17 protein-coding genes are annotated in these 15,951 nt (G+C 66.5%); 5 read left to right on the forward strand and 12 right to left on the reverse strand.

Going from position 1 to position 15,951, the window contains the following annotated elements; genetic code table 11:
• The first annotated feature begins 49 nt into the window (after window positions 1–49).
• Entirely contained in the window at window positions 50–1,279 is a 1,230-nt protein-coding gene (locus tag QHF84_RS07415; protein ID WP_281312484.1) for a hypothetical protein, read from the forward strand.
• A 211-nt stretch (window positions 1,280–1,490) separates the two neighbouring features.
• Here the strand turns inward: QHF84_RS07415 and QHF84_RS07420 are convergent, their stop codons facing one another.
• From QHF84_RS07420 to QHF84_RS07430, 3 genes are all read right to left on the reverse strand, one after another.
• A complete protein-coding gene (locus QHF84_RS07420) occupies window positions 1,491–1,742 on the reverse strand; it encodes a hypothetical protein (RefSeq protein WP_281312485.1) in 252 nt (83 codons plus the stop codon).
• Window positions 1,735–2,631 carry a DUF692 family multinuclear iron-containing protein gene (locus tag QHF84_RS07425; RefSeq protein ID WP_281312486.1) on the reverse strand — a complete coding sequence of 299 codons (897 nt, stop codon included), beginning with the start codon at window positions 2,629–2,631 and terminating at the stop codon, window positions 1,735–1,737. Before QHF84_RS07425 ends, QHF84_RS07420 begins: the two co-directional genes overlap by 8 nt.
• 171 nt (window positions 2,632–2,802) lie before the next feature.
• The gene (locus QHF84_RS07430) at window positions 2,803–2,988 is read right to left on the reverse strand and encodes a hypothetical protein (protein ID WP_281312487.1); all 186 of its coding nucleotides are present in this window, start codon (window positions 2,986–2,988) and stop codon (window positions 2,803–2,805) included.
• 273 nt (window positions 2,989–3,261) lie between these two features.
• Between QHF84_RS07430 and QHF84_RS07435 the strand changes: the two genes are divergently transcribed.
• Window positions 3,262–3,594 (forward strand): VOC family protein, encoded by a 333-nt coding sequence (locus QHF84_RS07435; protein ID WP_281312488.1) that lies wholly within the window; start codon window positions 3,262–3,264, stop codon window positions 3,592–3,594.
• 1,746 nt (window positions 3,595–5,340) lie between these two features.
• The gene (locus QHF84_RS07440) at window positions 5,341–7,077 is read left to right on the forward strand and encodes a serine/threonine protein kinase (protein ID WP_281312489.1); all 1,737 of its coding nucleotides are present in this window, start codon (window positions 5,341–5,343) and stop codon (window positions 7,075–7,077) included.
• Window positions 7,078–7,148: 71 nt separating this feature from the next.
• Here QHF84_RS07440 and QHF84_RS07445 read toward each other — a convergent pair whose 3' ends face one another.
• The 3 genes from QHF84_RS07445 to QHF84_RS07455 form a co-directional block, all read right to left on the reverse strand.
• Window positions 7,149–7,451, reverse strand: a complete 303-nt coding sequence (locus QHF84_RS07445) for a helix-turn-helix transcriptional regulator (RefSeq protein ID WP_281312490.1) — start codon at window positions 7,449–7,451, stop codon at window positions 7,149–7,151.
• A gap of 17 nt (window positions 7,452–7,468) precedes the next feature.
• Window positions 7,469–8,131 carry a hypothetical protein gene (locus QHF84_RS07450; RefSeq protein ID WP_281312491.1) on the reverse strand — a complete coding sequence of 221 codons (663 nt, stop codon included), beginning with the start codon at window positions 8,129–8,131 and terminating at the stop codon, window positions 7,469–7,471.
• Window positions 8,132–8,370: 239 nt separating this feature from the next.
• Window positions 8,371–9,258: a sigma-70 family RNA polymerase sigma factor gene (locus QHF84_RS07455; protein WP_348652845.1), complete on the reverse strand. Its 888-nt coding sequence runs from the start codon at window positions 9,256–9,258 to the stop codon at window positions 8,371–8,373.
• A gap of 221 nt (window positions 9,259–9,479) precedes the next feature.
• Here QHF84_RS07455 and QHF84_RS07460 point away from each other — a divergent pair, with 221 nt between their 5' ends.
• Entirely contained in the window at window positions 9,480–10,505 is a 1,026-nt protein-coding gene (locus QHF84_RS07460; RefSeq protein WP_281312493.1) for a hypothetical protein, read from the forward strand.
• Between the two features lie 85 nt (window positions 10,506–10,590).
• A complete protein-coding gene (locus QHF84_RS07465) occupies window positions 10,591–10,833 on the forward strand; it encodes a hypothetical protein (protein WP_281312494.1) in 243 nt (80 codons plus the stop codon).
• Window positions 10,834–10,852: 19 nt separating this feature from the next.
• Here the strand turns inward: QHF84_RS07465 and QHF84_RS07470 are convergent, their stop codons facing one another.
• From QHF84_RS07470 to QHF84_RS07495, 6 genes are all read right to left on the reverse strand, one after another.
• Window positions 10,853–12,136, reverse strand: coding sequence for a hypothetical protein (locus tag QHF84_RS07470; protein ID WP_281312495.1), 1,284 nt, complete (start codon window positions 12,134–12,136; stop codon window positions 10,853–10,855).
• Between the two features lie 26 nt (window positions 12,137–12,162).
• On the reverse strand, window positions 12,163–12,651 hold the full coding sequence (locus tag QHF84_RS07475; RefSeq protein ID WP_281312496.1) for a hypothetical protein: 489 nt from the start codon (window positions 12,649–12,651) through the stop codon (window positions 12,163–12,165).
• A gap of 657 nt (window positions 12,652–13,308) precedes the next feature.
• Complete coding sequence (locus QHF84_RS07480) at window positions 13,309–13,809, reverse strand: hypothetical protein (protein WP_281312497.1); 501 nt, start codon at window positions 13,807–13,809, stop codon at window positions 13,309–13,311.
• An 80-nt stretch (window positions 13,810–13,889) separates the two neighbouring features.
• Window positions 13,890–14,588, reverse strand: a complete 699-nt coding sequence (locus QHF84_RS07485) for a hypothetical protein (protein ID WP_281312498.1) — start codon at window positions 14,586–14,588, stop codon at window positions 13,890–13,892.
• 53 nt (window positions 14,589–14,641) lie between these two features.
• Window positions 14,642–15,316, reverse strand: coding sequence for a SpoIID/LytB domain-containing protein (locus tag QHF84_RS07490; RefSeq protein WP_281312499.1), 675 nt, complete (start codon window positions 15,314–15,316; stop codon window positions 14,642–14,644).
• A complete protein-coding gene (locus tag QHF84_RS07495) occupies window positions 15,313–15,525 on the reverse strand; it encodes a hypothetical protein (RefSeq protein ID WP_281312500.1) in 213 nt (70 codons plus the stop codon). The genes QHF84_RS07490 and QHF84_RS07495 overlap by 4 nt, the downstream gene beginning before the upstream one ends.
• Window positions 15,526–15,951 lie beyond the last annotated feature (426 nt).

Here is a 15,951-nt window from a genome sequence, read left to right on the forward strand (position 1 = left end):
AACGATTCTTCGCGATCCGGGAGACCACCGGTCACGAACACGGACAGCCATGAATCTTCGTAACTTCTTCTTCAAAACCGCCATCCCGTCCCTCACCCTCGCCCTGCCGGCCCTCGTGGGCTGTGGCGGCTCGGAGCCCGCGGAACCCGGGCAGCCTGGGCAGGAGCTGCTCGCGCCCCCGGAAGCGGGCAAAGGCGTGCAGTTCAAAATGACCACAAAGCTCGACCCCGGCACCGAGGGCGAGCATTGCATGTTCGTGAAGGCGCCCGCGGAGGGGCTCTTCGTCAACCGTGACGAGGTGCGCTACTCGAAGGGGAGCCACCACTTCCTGCTCTTCCAGACGAGCTACGACGACATCCCGACCCAGAAAGAGGACGGGACGGTCGTCGACACGAGCGGCGTGTTCGACTGCTCCGACGGTGCGACCGATGGCTGGGAGGTGGAGAAGCTCGTCGCCGGCTCGCAAAACGCCGACGGCGACTCCATGCTGCGCTTCCCCGAGGGCGTGGCCATGAAGGTGCGCCCGGGCGCCGTGCTCCTCATGAATGCGCATTACATCAACGCCTCGATGAACGTCATCGAGCCCGAGGTCCGGGTGAACCTCTACACGATCCCCGAGGCCGAGGTGAAGACGGAGGGCGACATCCTCTTCCTCTACAACCCCTTCATCTACGTCGGGGCGCAGGCCGAGGGCCGGGCACGCATGCGGTGTCCGGTGCACACGGACATCACGATCGCGAACGTGCAATCGCACATGCATGCGCGCGGCGTTGGTTATGCCGCGTCGATCGTCGGGCAGGCGGATCCGTTCTATACGAGCACCAAATGGGAGAACGTGACCGTCAAGGATTTTGGCGAGGGCCTCCAGGTCAAGGCAGGCGAGTGGTTCGATTACTGGTGTGACTACTCGAACGCGGAGGCGAGGGACGTCTTCGAGGGGCCGCGCTCGACGGATGAGATGTGCATGCTCATCGGCTCGTATTACCCGGCCGATTGGGCGACGACGCACTGCCGCGCCGAGCCCACCGGCCCCGACCAGCCGAACTTCATCGGTGCCGAGTGGGTGGGCAATGGCAAGGCGACGTGCGCCGAGTCGTTCGCCTGCGTGCAGCAGGCCATCAGCGCGGGCCAGGAGATCACGGCCTGCGTGACGAACTCTGACGCCGCGGTCTCGCGGGAGTTCTCCGACGCCTTGCGTTGCTTCCTCAAGAAAGCCGGCCCGAGCCAGGATCCGGCGATCGTCTGCAAGACCGAGCTCGACGCCTGCCTCGCGAAATGAACCCGCCCCCGCCGGATCACGCTCGCCCGAGCGTGATCCGGCCCCACCTCCCGGTCGGTGCTGCGATTCGCGAAGGCGCGGGGGTACATCGCGCGGGTGCCGGTGCAGCGACATGTGCATCATCTGAAGGAGGATTTGGAGGAGGCAGGGAGGAGGATGGCAAAGAGGTAGAAGAACGCTGTAAAGCTTCAGGCTTGCGCCATCGGAACGTTTATCCTTTGTCAGGTATTTGCATCGAGGGCAGCGTGGCCCGCTCGGGAGCGGGCGCACGCCGGCGGCCCCAGGCCTTCACGAGCACCGTCGCGATCTCCACGCAGCGCGGATCGAAGCGGTCGATGTACTCCCGGAACGGCGCGAGCGCCGGATCTTCGCGGGCGCGGGCGGAGAGCTCGGCGGCGTCGAGCCCCTGCTCGAGCAGCTCGAGCAACGCAGCCTGATACGCGGCGAGCTCGGGATCATCCATGGGCGTCCTCCACCGCGCGCCGGACGGCGCGGAAGTCGTCGCGATAGCGCGTGAAATCGTCCTTCGAGGCGAAGGTGTCCCCGCGGCGCTCGAAGAAGACGACCTCCACGTTCGGACAGCGCGCGAGCGCGCGCGGAAGCAGCGCGAGGACCTCGGGCGGCAGCGGCCCGTCGTGGCTGTCGAGGCGGAACGGGCCTTTCTCGGGCGCCGCGCGCGTGCGGTAAAACGAGCCGCCGGAGACGTGGATCTCGCGCACCCGCTCGAGCGGATAGGTCGAGAGCAGATCCGCCGGGTCGCGGCCCATGTTCACGCCGAGCGTGTAGAGGTTGTGCAGATCGAGCAGGAGGAAGCCGCCCGCCTCGGCGAGGATCGCGTCGAGGAAGCCGCCTTGAGCGTCGGCGTCATCCGGCCCGAGCGCGGCGGCGAGGTTCTCCAGCCCGGCCGCGCCGCCTGCCGCGTCGGCGAGGCGCGCGAGGCGATCGGCGCCGATCCGGATGCTCGCCTCGGTCTTCGGCACCGGCAAGAGCGTGCCCTCGGCGAAGGCGCCCGCGGTGAGGAAGCCGAAGTGCTCGGAGATATGCCGGTAGCGCCGCCGCCGGCACTCCCGCGCGAGGTTCGATAGCCAGCGATCCTGCCGCGGCTCCCAGCGCGCCGAGAGCACCGAAAACCAGACCCCGTGCCCGTAGAGGCAATCCGCCGAGGCATAGAGGTCGAGGAGCCGATCGATCCAGCGCGGGAGCTTGCGAGCGCTGTCGCCGTAGAGCCAGCGCTGGTCGACGTTCCACTCGACGGCGTCCACGAGGCCTTCGGCGAAGAGCGGCGCGGCGGCCGCGCGGTAGGCGTCGTCCACCATGATGTTGAGCCCGACACGGGGGGGTCGCTGGTTCATGGTATCCCTCCAACGGAGGCAAATCCCGCGCGAGGAGGGGCCCGGCGGCGTGCGCATGGTGGTGGGGGCGCACGCGTGCTGCCGGATCCCCAGCCTCTCGACGGGAGAGTTGGGCCGCGTGCTAGACGCCAATCGCGGGATTGGCCACGGCGCCGAGGCCCAGGGCGGGGTTCACGGTCCCACCCGCAGCCGGGGATGGGCCACCAGCCCGCAGGCCGCGCAGTATTCGGGACCGATGGCCGGCTTCTTCGCCTTGTAGCCCCTGAGGATTCGCGCGGCCTCCGCGCCGTCGGGCCGCTGGCGTTTCTCGGCCGCACGCACCTCCGTGCCGGCCTTGCTCTCGTTCTTGCCCGTCATTCGGCTCTCCTCCTTCCCCACCGGAGCTCGTCGGGAGCGACGATCTATCGTCCGGCGGCGATGAGCCGCTCAGCATCACGCGTGCCGTGGTCGTTGATCGCGCTGCGTCGCTGCGCGCTCCCTGCCGAGGGGCGGAAGGCGCCGCGCGCTCGGCTGATGGATCCGCGTTCTTGCGCGCCGCCGGTTACGCGATCACGCAAGCCCGCTGGTCGCGCCGGCCGGCTCGACGGGGGACCTCAGCGAGAGGACGACCCATGCTCAAGTACATCAAGTTTGCCCCGTACCTACCAGGACCGCGCCCTGGCTTTCTACACGAACAAGCTCGGCTTCGAGGTGCACACTGACCAGCCTTACGGCGGCGGGTGGAGCTGGATCGAGCTCACCATCCCGGGCGCGCAGACGCGCCTCGTGCTCACGCAGCCCTCGGGGGACAGCGAGCCGAGCAAGCCCCGGCTGGTCCTCGTCGCGGACGACGTCGAGGCGACGTACGAGGAGCTGAAGAGCAAGGGGGTCGAGTTCGCCCAGCCGCCGAAGCAGGCGCCGTGGGGGATGAACGCCCTCTTCAAGGACAGCGAGGGCAATCTGCTCTTGCTCGGGACGGCGTAGATGGAGGCGGCCGCTTCCGCTTCCGTCACCGCTCGCGCTCGCGCTCGCGCTTCCGCTTCCGCAACCTCTGACCCGGCGTTTCCCGTCGGATTTTCCCAGCCGCAGACGACGGCTCGGATGTGCTGTCAGCACCGTCGACAAGTGGAGCGCGCGCTGGCGGCAGCGACCGTGCCTCGAATCGCTCCTGGACGCGCCGCGTTCGGGGCGTCCGCAGAGCATTGACCTGGAGACTCGCTGCGAAATCGTGAAGGTCGCGTGCAGTCGTCCTGATGGCTGCAAAACGCCGGTGCGGGAGGCGTGGACGCTCGACGCGATTGCCACGGAGCTGCATGCACGCGCAGGCATTCTCGTCAGCCGTTCTTCGGTCCATCGTGTGCTCCAGGCCCGAGGGCTGCGGCCGCACCGGGTTCGTCCGTGGCTGCACAGCCCCGGTCCCGACTTTCGACCGAAGGTCCGGCGCATCTGCGAGCTTTACCAAAATCCGCCGAAGGACGCGGTCGTCCTTTGCGTCGACGAGAAGCCCATGCAGGTGCTTCGCCGAAAGTATCCGACGCGGCGCGCGCGGGATGCCAGCCTGCGGCGCGAGTTCGAGTACGTTCGTCACGGCACGCGAGCGCTGCTCGGAGCCTTCGAGGTACGCACCGGTCGGGTGGTCCGCGAGGTCGTGAAGCACCGTGACGCGGCCACGATGCTGAAGTTCATGGAGAGGCTCGCACGCCGCTATCCAAGATGTCACGGACCGGCCGATCGGATCCGGCTCGGGTCGGCAGACCGGATCCGTAGAGATGTGGTCGCACCTCCGCCCATGCCTCCTGCGCGCGGCGCCAGAGGGGCGGTTACGAGGTTCGGATGTGATGTGCTCTACACCCGAAGCTCGGATCCGCTTGGCCGACCCGCTTGGGATCCGATTGGGCGGTCTTTGACACTCTACGCGAGCGGCTCCCCCTCCACGAGCCTCGTCAACGTTTCAAGGGCTCTCTTCGCGCCCTCTGCGTCCCCGGCAGCGATGGCCGCGATCAACGCGTCGGCCAGGACTCGAGCGGTCTGGACGCGGTGTTCCTTCGCGCGTACGGTCCCCGGCTCGGCGGCAGCCTGCCCTCTGGTGGGTTTTGTCACATGGGCACAAGCCGTCGCCCCGCGTCCAGTCTCAAACCCCGCCCCCGTCCGTCCGCCATGCTCCTCACCCCCTTGACCGTCTGGGATTCCCTTCTCCCGGGGTGGCACAAGGCCACGGCTGATGACCGGCGGCACAAGAACGTGAGCTAAGTCTTCGGAACTACTGGCACCCCCGGCAGGAATCGGACCTGCGACCTTCGGTTTAGGAAATGCGTTCGATGCTCTGAACGCCTCCCTCGCAACTCACTGAGAAGAGACACAAAACAGGCTCATCTCAGCCAGATCTGCGATCGCGAGGGGGTGGGCAGAGCGCGACAGGATGCGACGCGAGAGGGCGAGAAGAGAGGGGGGTAGGGGCAACAGTAGGGCAACAGAACGGAGCAGGTTGAGCCGCTCCATCGACCCGGTCGGCCGCCCGCTCGTCCCTTTGACGTCATCCGACCAAACGGAAGAGGGCGAACTCCGGCCACGGAATCCCGTGCCTGGCGGAGGACATCGAGCGCGCGCTCAGGCTCTCCGATGGCGTGGAGCGCAGCAGAGTGTGTATTATATTACATTCGTGCAGGGCCCCGACTTTTTTGTCAGCCAAACATCTTCCATGTAAGAGTGGTGACTTCGGACCCTTCGCACATGAACAAGCCCGTCGCTCCTGGAGATGTTCTTCTCGGTAAGTATCGCGTCGAGCGCGTGCTCGGAAAGGGCGGGATGGGTATCGTCGTTGCCGCGCGCCACGTCGAGCTCGACCACCTATACGCGATCAAGCTACTGCTGCCGGCGATACACGGACAACAGGAGTGGCTCGAGCGCTTTCTACGGGAGGCCCGCGCCGCGGCGCGGCTCCAGAGTGAGCATGTCGCGCGGGTCCACGATGTCGGGAACATGGAAAACGGTGCTCCATACATGGTGATGGAGTACCTCGATGGATGCGATCTGAAAGCGCTGCTCGCGAAGCAGGGACCGCTCAGCGTCGAGGATTCAGTGGAGTACGTGCTTCAGGCCTGCGACGCGATTGGGGAGGCGCACGAGCTGGGCATTGTGCACCGAGATCTCAAGCCGGCGAATCTTTTTTTGGTCCATCGGCGGAACGGGAGCCCGTGCGTGAAGGTGATCGATTTCGGAATCTCGAAGCTTACAGGGCCGGGAGCGGCGAAGTTAACGGGGTCGAACGCGATGTACGGGTCGCCCAAGTACATGTCCCCGGAGCAGATAGCGCGGACGAATGCGGTTGACATGCGCACTGACATCTGGGCAATGGGGGTGATTCTTTACGAGTTGCTAACGGCTCGTTCTCCGTTTCACGCCTCGAACATGGCGGAGGTTATGGCACGAGCCTTGACGGATGAGCCGACGCCACTGCGCGAACTACGACCGGATGTACCGCCGGAGATCGAGGCGGTGGTCACTCGGTGCTTGCGCAAGCGACGGGAGGACCGGTTTGATAGCGTCCAAGAACTCGTGGGGGCGCTCTGCCAGGCTATGCGTTCTCCGACCGTCGTGCGCCCTACGATGGCATCGGGGACGTTAGTATTATCCGCAGCCAAGGTCAGCTCGACGTTGCCAGCACCGGCGGTAAAGCCGGAGAGCCCGGTCACGACGTTGCCATTGCCAGTACCGACTAGGCCGTGGAGCCCGCTTTCGACCTTGCCCTTGCCAATGCCAGCGAAGCCCGAGAACCCGCGCCCGATGTCCCCCTTGGCAGTGCCAGCGAAGCTGGAAAGCCCGCACTCAACGCCCTTGCCAGCACCGAAGTCCGAGAACTTGCGCCCGACGTCGCCCTTGGTCGCACCAAGGCAGCGCAAAGCGTTGCAAATGACGTTGCCCTTTCCAAGACCGGCAAAGCCCAAGCCGCTGCATTTGGCGTTACCCTCACCCGCACGAGCCAAGAATGTGCCAGGGAAGAAGTCGCGCACAACGAGGAAGTTGGCACTCGCTTGGCTCGCTGTGGGGGGGGGCATTGCAGGGGCCCTAGGACTATGGTTGTGTCTCCGCGGTTCGCTTGCGCTGACACCGGCATCCGTGCTGTTGCAAGAGCACGAAAATACGAAAAGCATGATCGTTCTGCCGGATCCGGCCCCAGTGTCTTCGTTGGTTCTTGAGGAGCCCAAGGCCGCGAATACAGCAAGCGTAATCGTCCTGCCGGATCCGGCCCCAGTGTCTTCGTTGGTTGAGGAGCCCAAGGCCGTGCACGTACCGATTTCCACGAAAGAGAATACGGAACGTCCGTCCAAGGCACAAACGACTGCTGCCAAGCTTGAACCCGCGATCGCAAAGCCACAACTTCCGCGGCCGTCGACAGTGACCGACACGACCCCGACCGCACCGTCTGCTCCAGCGGCGGATGGCTCGCCTGATCGCATGTTCCGCTAGGCTCTGGAAACGTGTAACGTACCACCAATTCGGATCCGGCTCGGGTCGGCAAATCGAATTCGTAAAAACGCCTACACGAGTCCGGGGCGCGCCCTCCCCTTTCGCCCGCCGGCCCCCGGTCCTCGCCCGGTCCCGTGCCCCTCCTCCGGCTCCGGCAACAGCTCCCCCGCACTGACCCCCAGCGCCGCCGCGATCTTCAGGCACGTCTCGACCGTGATGTTGACCCGCCCGTGCTCGGCGCTCGACAGGTTCCCCTTCGCAACGCCGCTCCTCTTGGCGAGCTGGTCGAGCGACATCCCTTGCTCGAGGCGGATGTTCCGGATGCGCGCGCCGATCTCGATGAGCAAGGGAGACGTAACTTGCCGACGCGGCATGGCCCGGCCCCCACCGCTCAAACCAGCGCCCGGAGGCGGATGCGCGTCGGAGGGGCCCGGAGCTCGGAGGGGGTGTTGCGGTCGACCTCCCCGTGGGCCGGCAGGAGGTCGATCGTGCCCTCCTCGTCCAGGCGACGCAGCGCGGGCATGAGGGTGCCCGAGAAGGACATGTCGCAAAGGATGTCCCGGAGACGCCCAATGCCGATGGTGCCGTCCGCGTCCTCTCGCTGTCGTGACAGTACGACGTGCACGAGGCCGTCGACGTAGGCCTCGTCCCCGAGCTGCCGGAGGCCAACGGCATACTTGATGACCTCTCGTGCCGCCCGCTGGTAACGCGGGGGCGCGCGCAGGAGCTCGATCAACAGGAATTCCCACCGCTCGTCCCCGAGCATGGTCCCCGCGGACACACGCGTCTCACGAGGGGATCGATATGGAGGGACGGGCGGAAGAAGCGTTGACAGAGGTGGCTCGCGGAGCGCGTTCAGGAAGCTGTCCGCCTTCCGACCTACGAACGACCAGAATCGATCCCATCGCGACGGCCCGCACTTGGCGTCCACAATCGTGTCGCGCGGCGGCTCGGAATGCGCCACGCTCATCCGCGCCCCGCTTTGCGGCGGAAGCGCCGAGCGGTCCATCACGGTCGTTGCTGCGTCGTCGTCGACGTCCTGAAGAGCATGCATCGATCCTCCGAAGGCATCGCCGACCCGAGGCGACGGCGGATCGAGGGTGTACGCGAGCAGTGCGGCCCCCCGATTCGCCGTCGTCTGAGATCGGCGACGTGTCGTGCTCGGACGTGTGCGAGGCCTTCATCGACCCCAGTGGATCCGGGTGCGCGCAGCGCTATGTTTTGCCCAGACGAGGGCTACGGCACGCGGATCCACTGCGAACGGTGAAACGTCGCGGAATAGGCGGCTGGCTACTACTTCGCTTGTGCTTCCGCGTCGCGAATCGCATTCGCGATCATCCACACGGACGTCGAGCGTTGCTCGTAGCGACGTGGCGGGGAAGCCTTGGTATTGCGCGGAACCGTGGGTTTCGGAGCCTCCTGCAGGCTTGCCAGCGTTGACCTCACGAGGTCAGCGCAGCGCGCCGCATCCTCATAGCCCGTGCTCTGGATGTTCTTGCCGCCAGTCGCGAAGCCGTCCGCTGCATGCAACCCCGAATCCGGAGTCGCAGCCAGAATCACTGCCGCCGTCGCCCCGAAGCCAATCAACCGCGCAGGGCCCCGGCGAAGCGCGCCGAAGAATCGCACCCAGAGCGAGCCCACGTGTGCACGCGCCTCTCGCGCTGCGAAGCCAAGCAGCGCGAGCGGGATGGCCCAGGCCCGACGGCGCCGGCCCGAGCGCGGTGCCACGTCGCGCACGGCGATGCGGGCTCGGTCGAGCACGCAATCTACCCGCGAGCGCATTGTGCTCCACGGGATGCCATGCTCGTCGGCGAGGTCCTTGATGTCCTTGTCCTCGTAGAAGTGCTCGTGGAGCAACGCTCCGTCATCCCGGCTGAGGCGCTCGAATACGGTAGATGCGATCACCCTGTCCTCGAAGGGCCCGAGATACGCGTCCTTCTCCTCCGCAACGAGCTCGATGTCCTCAGCGGGTGCGGACATTTCGCGTGAGCGAGATGCATTCCGACGGTTCGTCTTGGCCGCATATTTCGCGAGCGTGCAGAGCCACGCACCAAACGCGACATCATCTTTTGGATCCGGTCGCTCGATTTCGGGCTTGCCACACGCGAGCACGAATGCATCATGGACGACGTCATCGACATGCGCCGCGTCCACTCCAATCGACCGAACGACCGCGGCCATGGCGACCCGGTGCCGGAGCAGAGCCTCCTTGGAGACCCGGAGCTCGTTCGCGCAGTCGTCGATGCCGCGTGTCATTCCGGATACCTCCCGGCCGAGGTCCGGCGCAGTGCGCCGCCCCTGCTCGCGTTCACTGGTCCCACGAAGGTAAAGGGCACGAGAAGCCTCCCATCACGAAAAAATCGACAGGCCCCCCGAAGATTTCTGGTCGAGGGTCTCGGAACGTGAAGCCGCACACCGCCAGAGTCCACGGCAGGCGCCTCGGCGTCGGGGGCTGTACCGTCGTCCTCGCGTTGACCTGGCCGTTGTCGTCGTTCGCCGCGGACGAGGTGCCGCGTCATCGCGTCGAGCTCACGGCGGATCGCTCGCTCCCCGGATGCTCCAACCCGTTCGACTTCAGCGCCATCCTCACGAACTGGTTGCCCGTGAGCACCCTGGATCCGACCGCCACGCGCGCGCTCGTCGTGCGGATCCGGCGGCTACCGGACGGCGGGAGGTCGGTCGACACGACGATCACGGACGAGGCCGGAGCCGCGGTGCACACCGAGCACCACGACTACCCGCCGACGGACGATTGCTTCAAGGTGCTTTACTGGACGGCGTTCGACGCGGCGAAACGGATCCGTGAGCTCGCGCCGCCACATGAGGAGGAGGTGGCTGTGGCACCACCTCCGTCCGAGCCAGCGCCAGCGCCTGTGCCAGCAAAGCCTGCCCCGTGCCCGGCGTGTCCGCCGCCGTCAAAGCCGCCCGCTGCTCCGACACCCATGCGCCGGTTCGTGGGTCTGGGAGCGACGATCTCCCGTGGAGCCGCGCCGGAGTGGGGGCCGGGGCTCCGTCTCGCGGGGGGCGTGCAGCTCGCGGCATTCACGCTCGAGCTCGATGCCCGGTGGATGCCGCTCCTGAACACGCGCCGCGCGGGGCTGAGTGATGTCGACATCCACACGTTCGCCCTGACGGGAGCCGGCTGTTTCAAGCGCGCACCGCTCCTCGGCTGCCTGTTGGTCACCGGTGGGACCGTGGGTACGGTGGTGTCGAGCAGGGACTATGCGTGGCGGGGCGCTGGTGGTTTCTTCGGCGCGGGAGCGCGCACCGCGGTGGAATTTCCGCTCTCGTCACACCTGATGGCACGCGTGGACGTCGAGGTCGCGCTATCGTTCATCGGCGCCCGCTTGGATTTCTTCGGGCCCTCGCCTTGGGAGCTCCTGATTCCCGTCGCCACCGGCGGCGGCTCGCTCTTGTACGCGTTCTGAGGGGCGTATTGCTTTGTCGCACGCAGCCGCAGCGTCCTCGGCGTATCATTCGGGGCACCCGAGCCCGTGGGGAGACCAAATGCCCTTGTCCAAGAAAGAAGAATCGTGGACCCGCGAACTCCGCGCGCATCTGGTCGCTTTATCGCGCGAACCGGAGAGGCCGGCTCTGGACATCGAGTGGCTCATCGCGCGATGCGATGATACGCTGGTTCGCTATGAAGGCGATTGGCAAAAAGCATCATATCGGCAGCTAACGAAGGACGTTGCCAACTTCGCCGATAGGTTCCCCAGCATGCTCCCGCAGGAACTCGTGTGCGCTCCAGAGTGACGCCCGGGGACATTCAGAATCAGCTCGTGGGCGCGTAGCAGCACACTGTGACAGGGTCCGTCAGCACGACCTCGCCTTCCACGTCACCGCCGCTCGGCGTGCATGCTCCCTTCATGTAGTCGAGGACCTCGGCGGACTTGCCGAGGAGCTGCGTGCCCGCCATGAGGTCGTGGCACGGCGAGCTCATGCCGGAGGAGACGTTGAACGCCGCCTCCTCAATCGTGCAACCCGCGCCGCTGAACAACCGGAATTTCGTGTTGCAGAACCCGCCGCTCGGCTCGCTGCACGTGCACTCCGCGCAGGTCCGTTTGTCCTCCACGTGCTGGTAGAGGAGCTGCCTCTCGCCCCAGCCTTCCGGACAGGGGTGGTCCCCCTCGCGATACACGCAGGAGGAGAAGCTCGGGGGAGTCGGTACACATACCTTCCCTGCGGCTTCCACGCAGCTGGGCGCCGGAGTCGCACTCGTGCACGCTTTCCCGAGCGGCGTCTGCGGTCCGCCTTCCCACGCATGCGGGATCGAGGGCTCGGGGTCTCCCACGAGGTGCGGCTTGCACGGCAGTTCCTCGATCGTCGGCGGCGAGATCATGATCGACCGCACGCAGGGCACCCCGCCGCATAGCTTCCCGCTCTGGATCGATTTGTCCTCGTTGCAGGTCCCGTCCCAGTTTGTCGGCGGATCGAGGTTTGTCTTGACGCCGAGGTTCGGATCAGGGGTGCACGCTGCCGAGCTCACCGTCCACGTCTCCGGCAACTTGCACGTCCCCTCGGGCGGATCGCACTCGCACGTGCCGCAGGAGAGTGGGGGCGGCTCGGCCCACGCTTCGAAAGCGAGGATCGGCGCGTCCTCAGGGCACGTCGGCGCCTCCATATCCCAGCCCTGCCAGAAGCTGACCGGGCCCTTCCAGTCGCCGGCCGCGGGCGGCGTGCACGTTCCGCCTGTGCAAAGGGAAGACATCGAGCCGTCACTGCCGCCATCGAGCGAGGAGCACCACGGCGCGAGCGTTCGAGGGCTCTTCCCCTCGGGGCACCACTCGGGCGTCGGGCACGGGCAGCACTCGAAGGGGACGTCGGGAGCGCAGCCGGTGCGGCAGTGCTCGGGGGGTTGTGGCGGAGGATCCGCGTCCCAGCACTCCTCACGGAAGATGCATGGGCAACATTCCTCCGGGATGGCCAGCAACCCGTTGTCCTGGAGCGGACAGTCGGCAGCGACGTAACCGCCGGGAGCGAGGCATGCGGGCACGGCGATCGCGGCGCCTCCAAGGCAAGCCGCGATGACGATGCCGGCGCGTACCAGACGAAGCATGGTCCCCATGTTACACCACTCCTCCGTCAGCGAGCTTCGGCGCGGAGCGTCGTCGGCGCCGCGGGCAGGTGGGCCGCAGGTTTCGGCTTCAAGGACCGCGCGGTCGTGGCAGGCGCGGGGGCGGAAGGAGCTGCACTTGCGCTCTCGCTCGCGGCCGCGCTCGAAACGGGGATCGGTGGGATCGTGTTGAGGGCCTCGCAGCCCCAGGAGCCTGCGACGTACTCACGCTTGCACTGCACGAAGATCGTGCCGCCCGTCGTCGAGACCTGCAACGAGTGCGACCAGGGCACCCGCTCCCACTTCGTGGGCATCGCTTCGCAGCCGGCGGGTTGGCCCTGACAAGCGGTTTGGCCGGCCAGGTGGTCCACCTCGACGGAGGAGGCGAAGACGTTGACGAGGCACATGACAGCGAAGCCGAGGAACAAGGCCGTGAAGAGCAGGTTTGCGAGGTGTCGGAAGACGGCCGACGTGGTAGAGGGCTCGCGCGTCGGCGCCGGACGGGGCGGTTCTGCCATGAGGGCGCAGGGTACACGGACAAACCCGGGAGGGGAAGAGACAAACTTCATCTGCTATGGAATATCGAGAGGCAAAAGAGTCGTCACTGCACACACTCCAAGAGCGTCTACGGGCAGACCTCGTACGCGCTGTTGACACCTGGAGGAGTCCGCACGGTACCGGATCGAGTAGAGGGCGATCCGGGCCGAGTGTCGATGTGGTAGAGTAGAAAGGAAGAGAGACGACGATGGCCCGCGCGGTGACGAGGTCCGAGAGATGAACGAGCGAGAAGGAGATACGGAAGTGGTCTGCGGATGCTACTTCGAAGGGCTCCCCGGCCACTGCCAGACGAGGCTGCACTCCCAGGGAGCATATATGTGCCCGTATTGCGACGATGCACCGTTCCACCGCCATTGCATGGGGTGTGGGACGAACGCAGTGCCAGGCACGTTCGAACCGATTGAGCTGTATTGTTCCGCGTGCCGGGCTGGCGACGCGCCACGACGCGAAGCGAAGTGACCCCCCTCGGCTCCTCCGTGACCACGCGATAACCCACGTCCACCTTTTCGCGGGCGGCTGGGCGTGGAGCGCTGTTCCTTCCTCGCGTGGGCGACGAGGTGGGGAGGAATGCCGCGAACTTCGGCCATCTGGCCTTTCGGGTCATGGCTGGTCGTCGCCTACAGCTTGAACAGCGCCATGGCGATCTCGCCATTCTTGACAGTTACGGTCCGCGTGCGCGGCCCGCACTTGACCACATGTACGCCTGGGGGAAGCGGCAGACGGAGCGTCGTGGATGAAGTGATCGACACATCATCCACCGAAAACTCGCAGGGACCGCCCACGGCCACCGCAACGAGGGTTCCCACCTCCTCCGGAGGGGGCGCGCTGGGCGCCGGTTGAGGCGATGGGGGCGGCTGCGTCGCAGCGATGCGCGAGGACGCCGGCAGGGGCTTGCGAGGCGGCGCCACGGGCGCGACCTCGGCTGCCAAGGGGCGAGGGGCTTCCGAGGCCAAGACGTCCACGACGAGCAGCTCGTCGCGGGCGGCCGGTTCGTCCCTGGCGGGAGGTATTTCGGGCGGCGCGGAGGTTAACTGCCGCGTCGTGGTGATTCCGTGAACCCCCACGCCCGTGGTCAGCATGCCGAACATCAACAACAGCGCAATGTGCCAGCGGTTCATGACCGGCGAGGTCTACCACTGGCATGAAGCCTCGTTCGTAAGGGAACGAGGCCTCGTTTGTCAGGGAACGGCGGACGGTCCTACCTGCGTTCGGGACGCTGGAATATCAACTTGGCCACAATGCTCAGCAACCCGAGTCCCAAGGTGCCATGGCCTGGCGATGCGGGCGGAGGCGGCTCGACGTTGATCCACGGTCCGACATGCCTCGCGCACATCTCCGGCAGCACGCGCGAGCATTGGGCAGCGTGTGCTGCAGCGTCCGCCTTTGCGCTCGCATAAGAGTAAACCCACAGCGCCCCCTGCTGCGTGACCGCAGGCCTTTGCAACGGCCCGGCGCGGTCCAGCGGCAGTCCGGTGGCCATGCGCAATACACGCACCGTGGACGCGAATGCGCGGCCCTTCGGCAGCTCCTCGGTGTACGTCTGGAGGGTATGGGTTGCGACGAGCAAGATCCGCCCACGTCGAGCCTCATCCGCGAGCTCGCGCAGCCAGGCGATCTGCCACGCGGCCGGAGGCCACGACGCGTGCGTCCCGTCCACGAGCAAATAGGCATTTGCTCGAACTCCCGACATCCAGAGCGCACGCACGCGTTGGCACCCTGCCGAGTATCCGATCAACGCGACCCGCGACACCTCATGCACCCCGGCGCGCTGATGGGCGAACTCCAGCAGCTCCTCCATCATCGGCCCCTTTGCGAGGCCATCGGCGATGATGCAGGGCCGCGGTCCGAAGGCGGTCCGCAACTTCGGATCGAGGTCCCCACCCACGAGAAACGCCAAGACCAGCGGCCTCGGATGCCCCTCTCCGGCTTGGACCAATCGAAGCGTCACCACTACCTCCGCATGGTGATGCCGATGATTGCGAGCGCCAGGACGCCCCACAGCGCTCGACCGACGAGCCCCGTGCGCTCCCTGCTGGCCAGCTCGTGGAGCTCGACGTCGTCCCCGTAGAAGAAGCGCAAAATGGTCCGGTGATCGTATCCCTGCGCAGCCAGCCAGTTCGCGCAGTGCTGGCCAAGGCAGCCGCGGTTCCCAGGATGCGATCGAAGCGAAAGCCCGGTAGGGATGACGTCTCCCCCTCGTCTGCCGAGGTTGTAGGTCACCCAGCGTTCCGTGTTCGTGGGATCGGACCCGAGCGACCCGTCCGGCTTCCAGTAGGCGCCGGCGACGTGGTTCGCGAGGATCATCCGCCCCTGGTATCGCAGCACGATTCCCTGCGTTACCGAGGCGGCAATCACGCATTCTTCGCTCGCCCCTCGTGCGAACACCTGAAACCCTTCTCCGCTCGGGATCGGCGTCGTTCGCCCGAGCGTCGGCCGATCCCGCATCGCCCGCAGCACGAACGTCCGCGCCGCGATGGCAAGCGCCGCTTTCGCCTCGGGGTGCGCGTGCAAATGCTCGCCCGCCACCACGCGCGGCACGTATTCGTGTTCGAGCGACAGCCATCCCGCGGTTGTGAGAACCCGCTCCGGCGCTTGGGCAGGCTCCGCTCCGAGGACCATGCTCACACCTGCAATCCGTGCTGCACCACGAAGAGCCCGCACTCCGTCACGGGAGATGTCCCTGGATGGAGCCAAACCCGCGCCGTCGCCCGGCCCGCGTCGCTCTCGAACCGGAACGACCATCGGTCGACCGGCGCGGGATACTTCGCGACCGCCACCACCTGCCGCTTGTGAATCAGCGGCCCTACGATGACCGTGGGCAAATCAGCCAGCACCGGGTTCTTTCCGAGCAGGCGGCGGGGGCGCGAGGCGGACGTCGCAACGGGGAGCGGCTTGGCGTGGACCGGGGCCTGGTCCTTCCGCTGGAAAATCCCAGTGGCGACCAGTGGCAGTCCACGTCCAGGGCCAGTGGACCCGGGGTGGCCCCCTCGGCGAACGTGGGCGAGCTCCTGCTCGAGCACGAGCTGCCCGGGAAAGACTCCGTCGAGCGCCGGGCACGCAGTGCGGAGACTCACGTTTGTGCCCGAGGATTGCGGGGCGGCGCGCTCGGTTCCACTCAAACCCCTGGGATTTCCCCCATCACCGCTCGGAGACCCTTGGTTTCCAGGGGTCGGATCCCAGGTAGGTCCACTTTTCGATCCACTTTTTGCGTTCCCGCCGGGGGCGGGCGCGCGATTCCCCCGCGGTTCGCGTGAACGGCC

Origin of the sequence: Polyangium sp. y55x31, assembly GCF_029946505.1 — a bacterium.
Classification (GTDB): Bacteria; Myxococcota_A; Polyangia; order Polyangiales; family Polyangiaceae; genus Polyangium.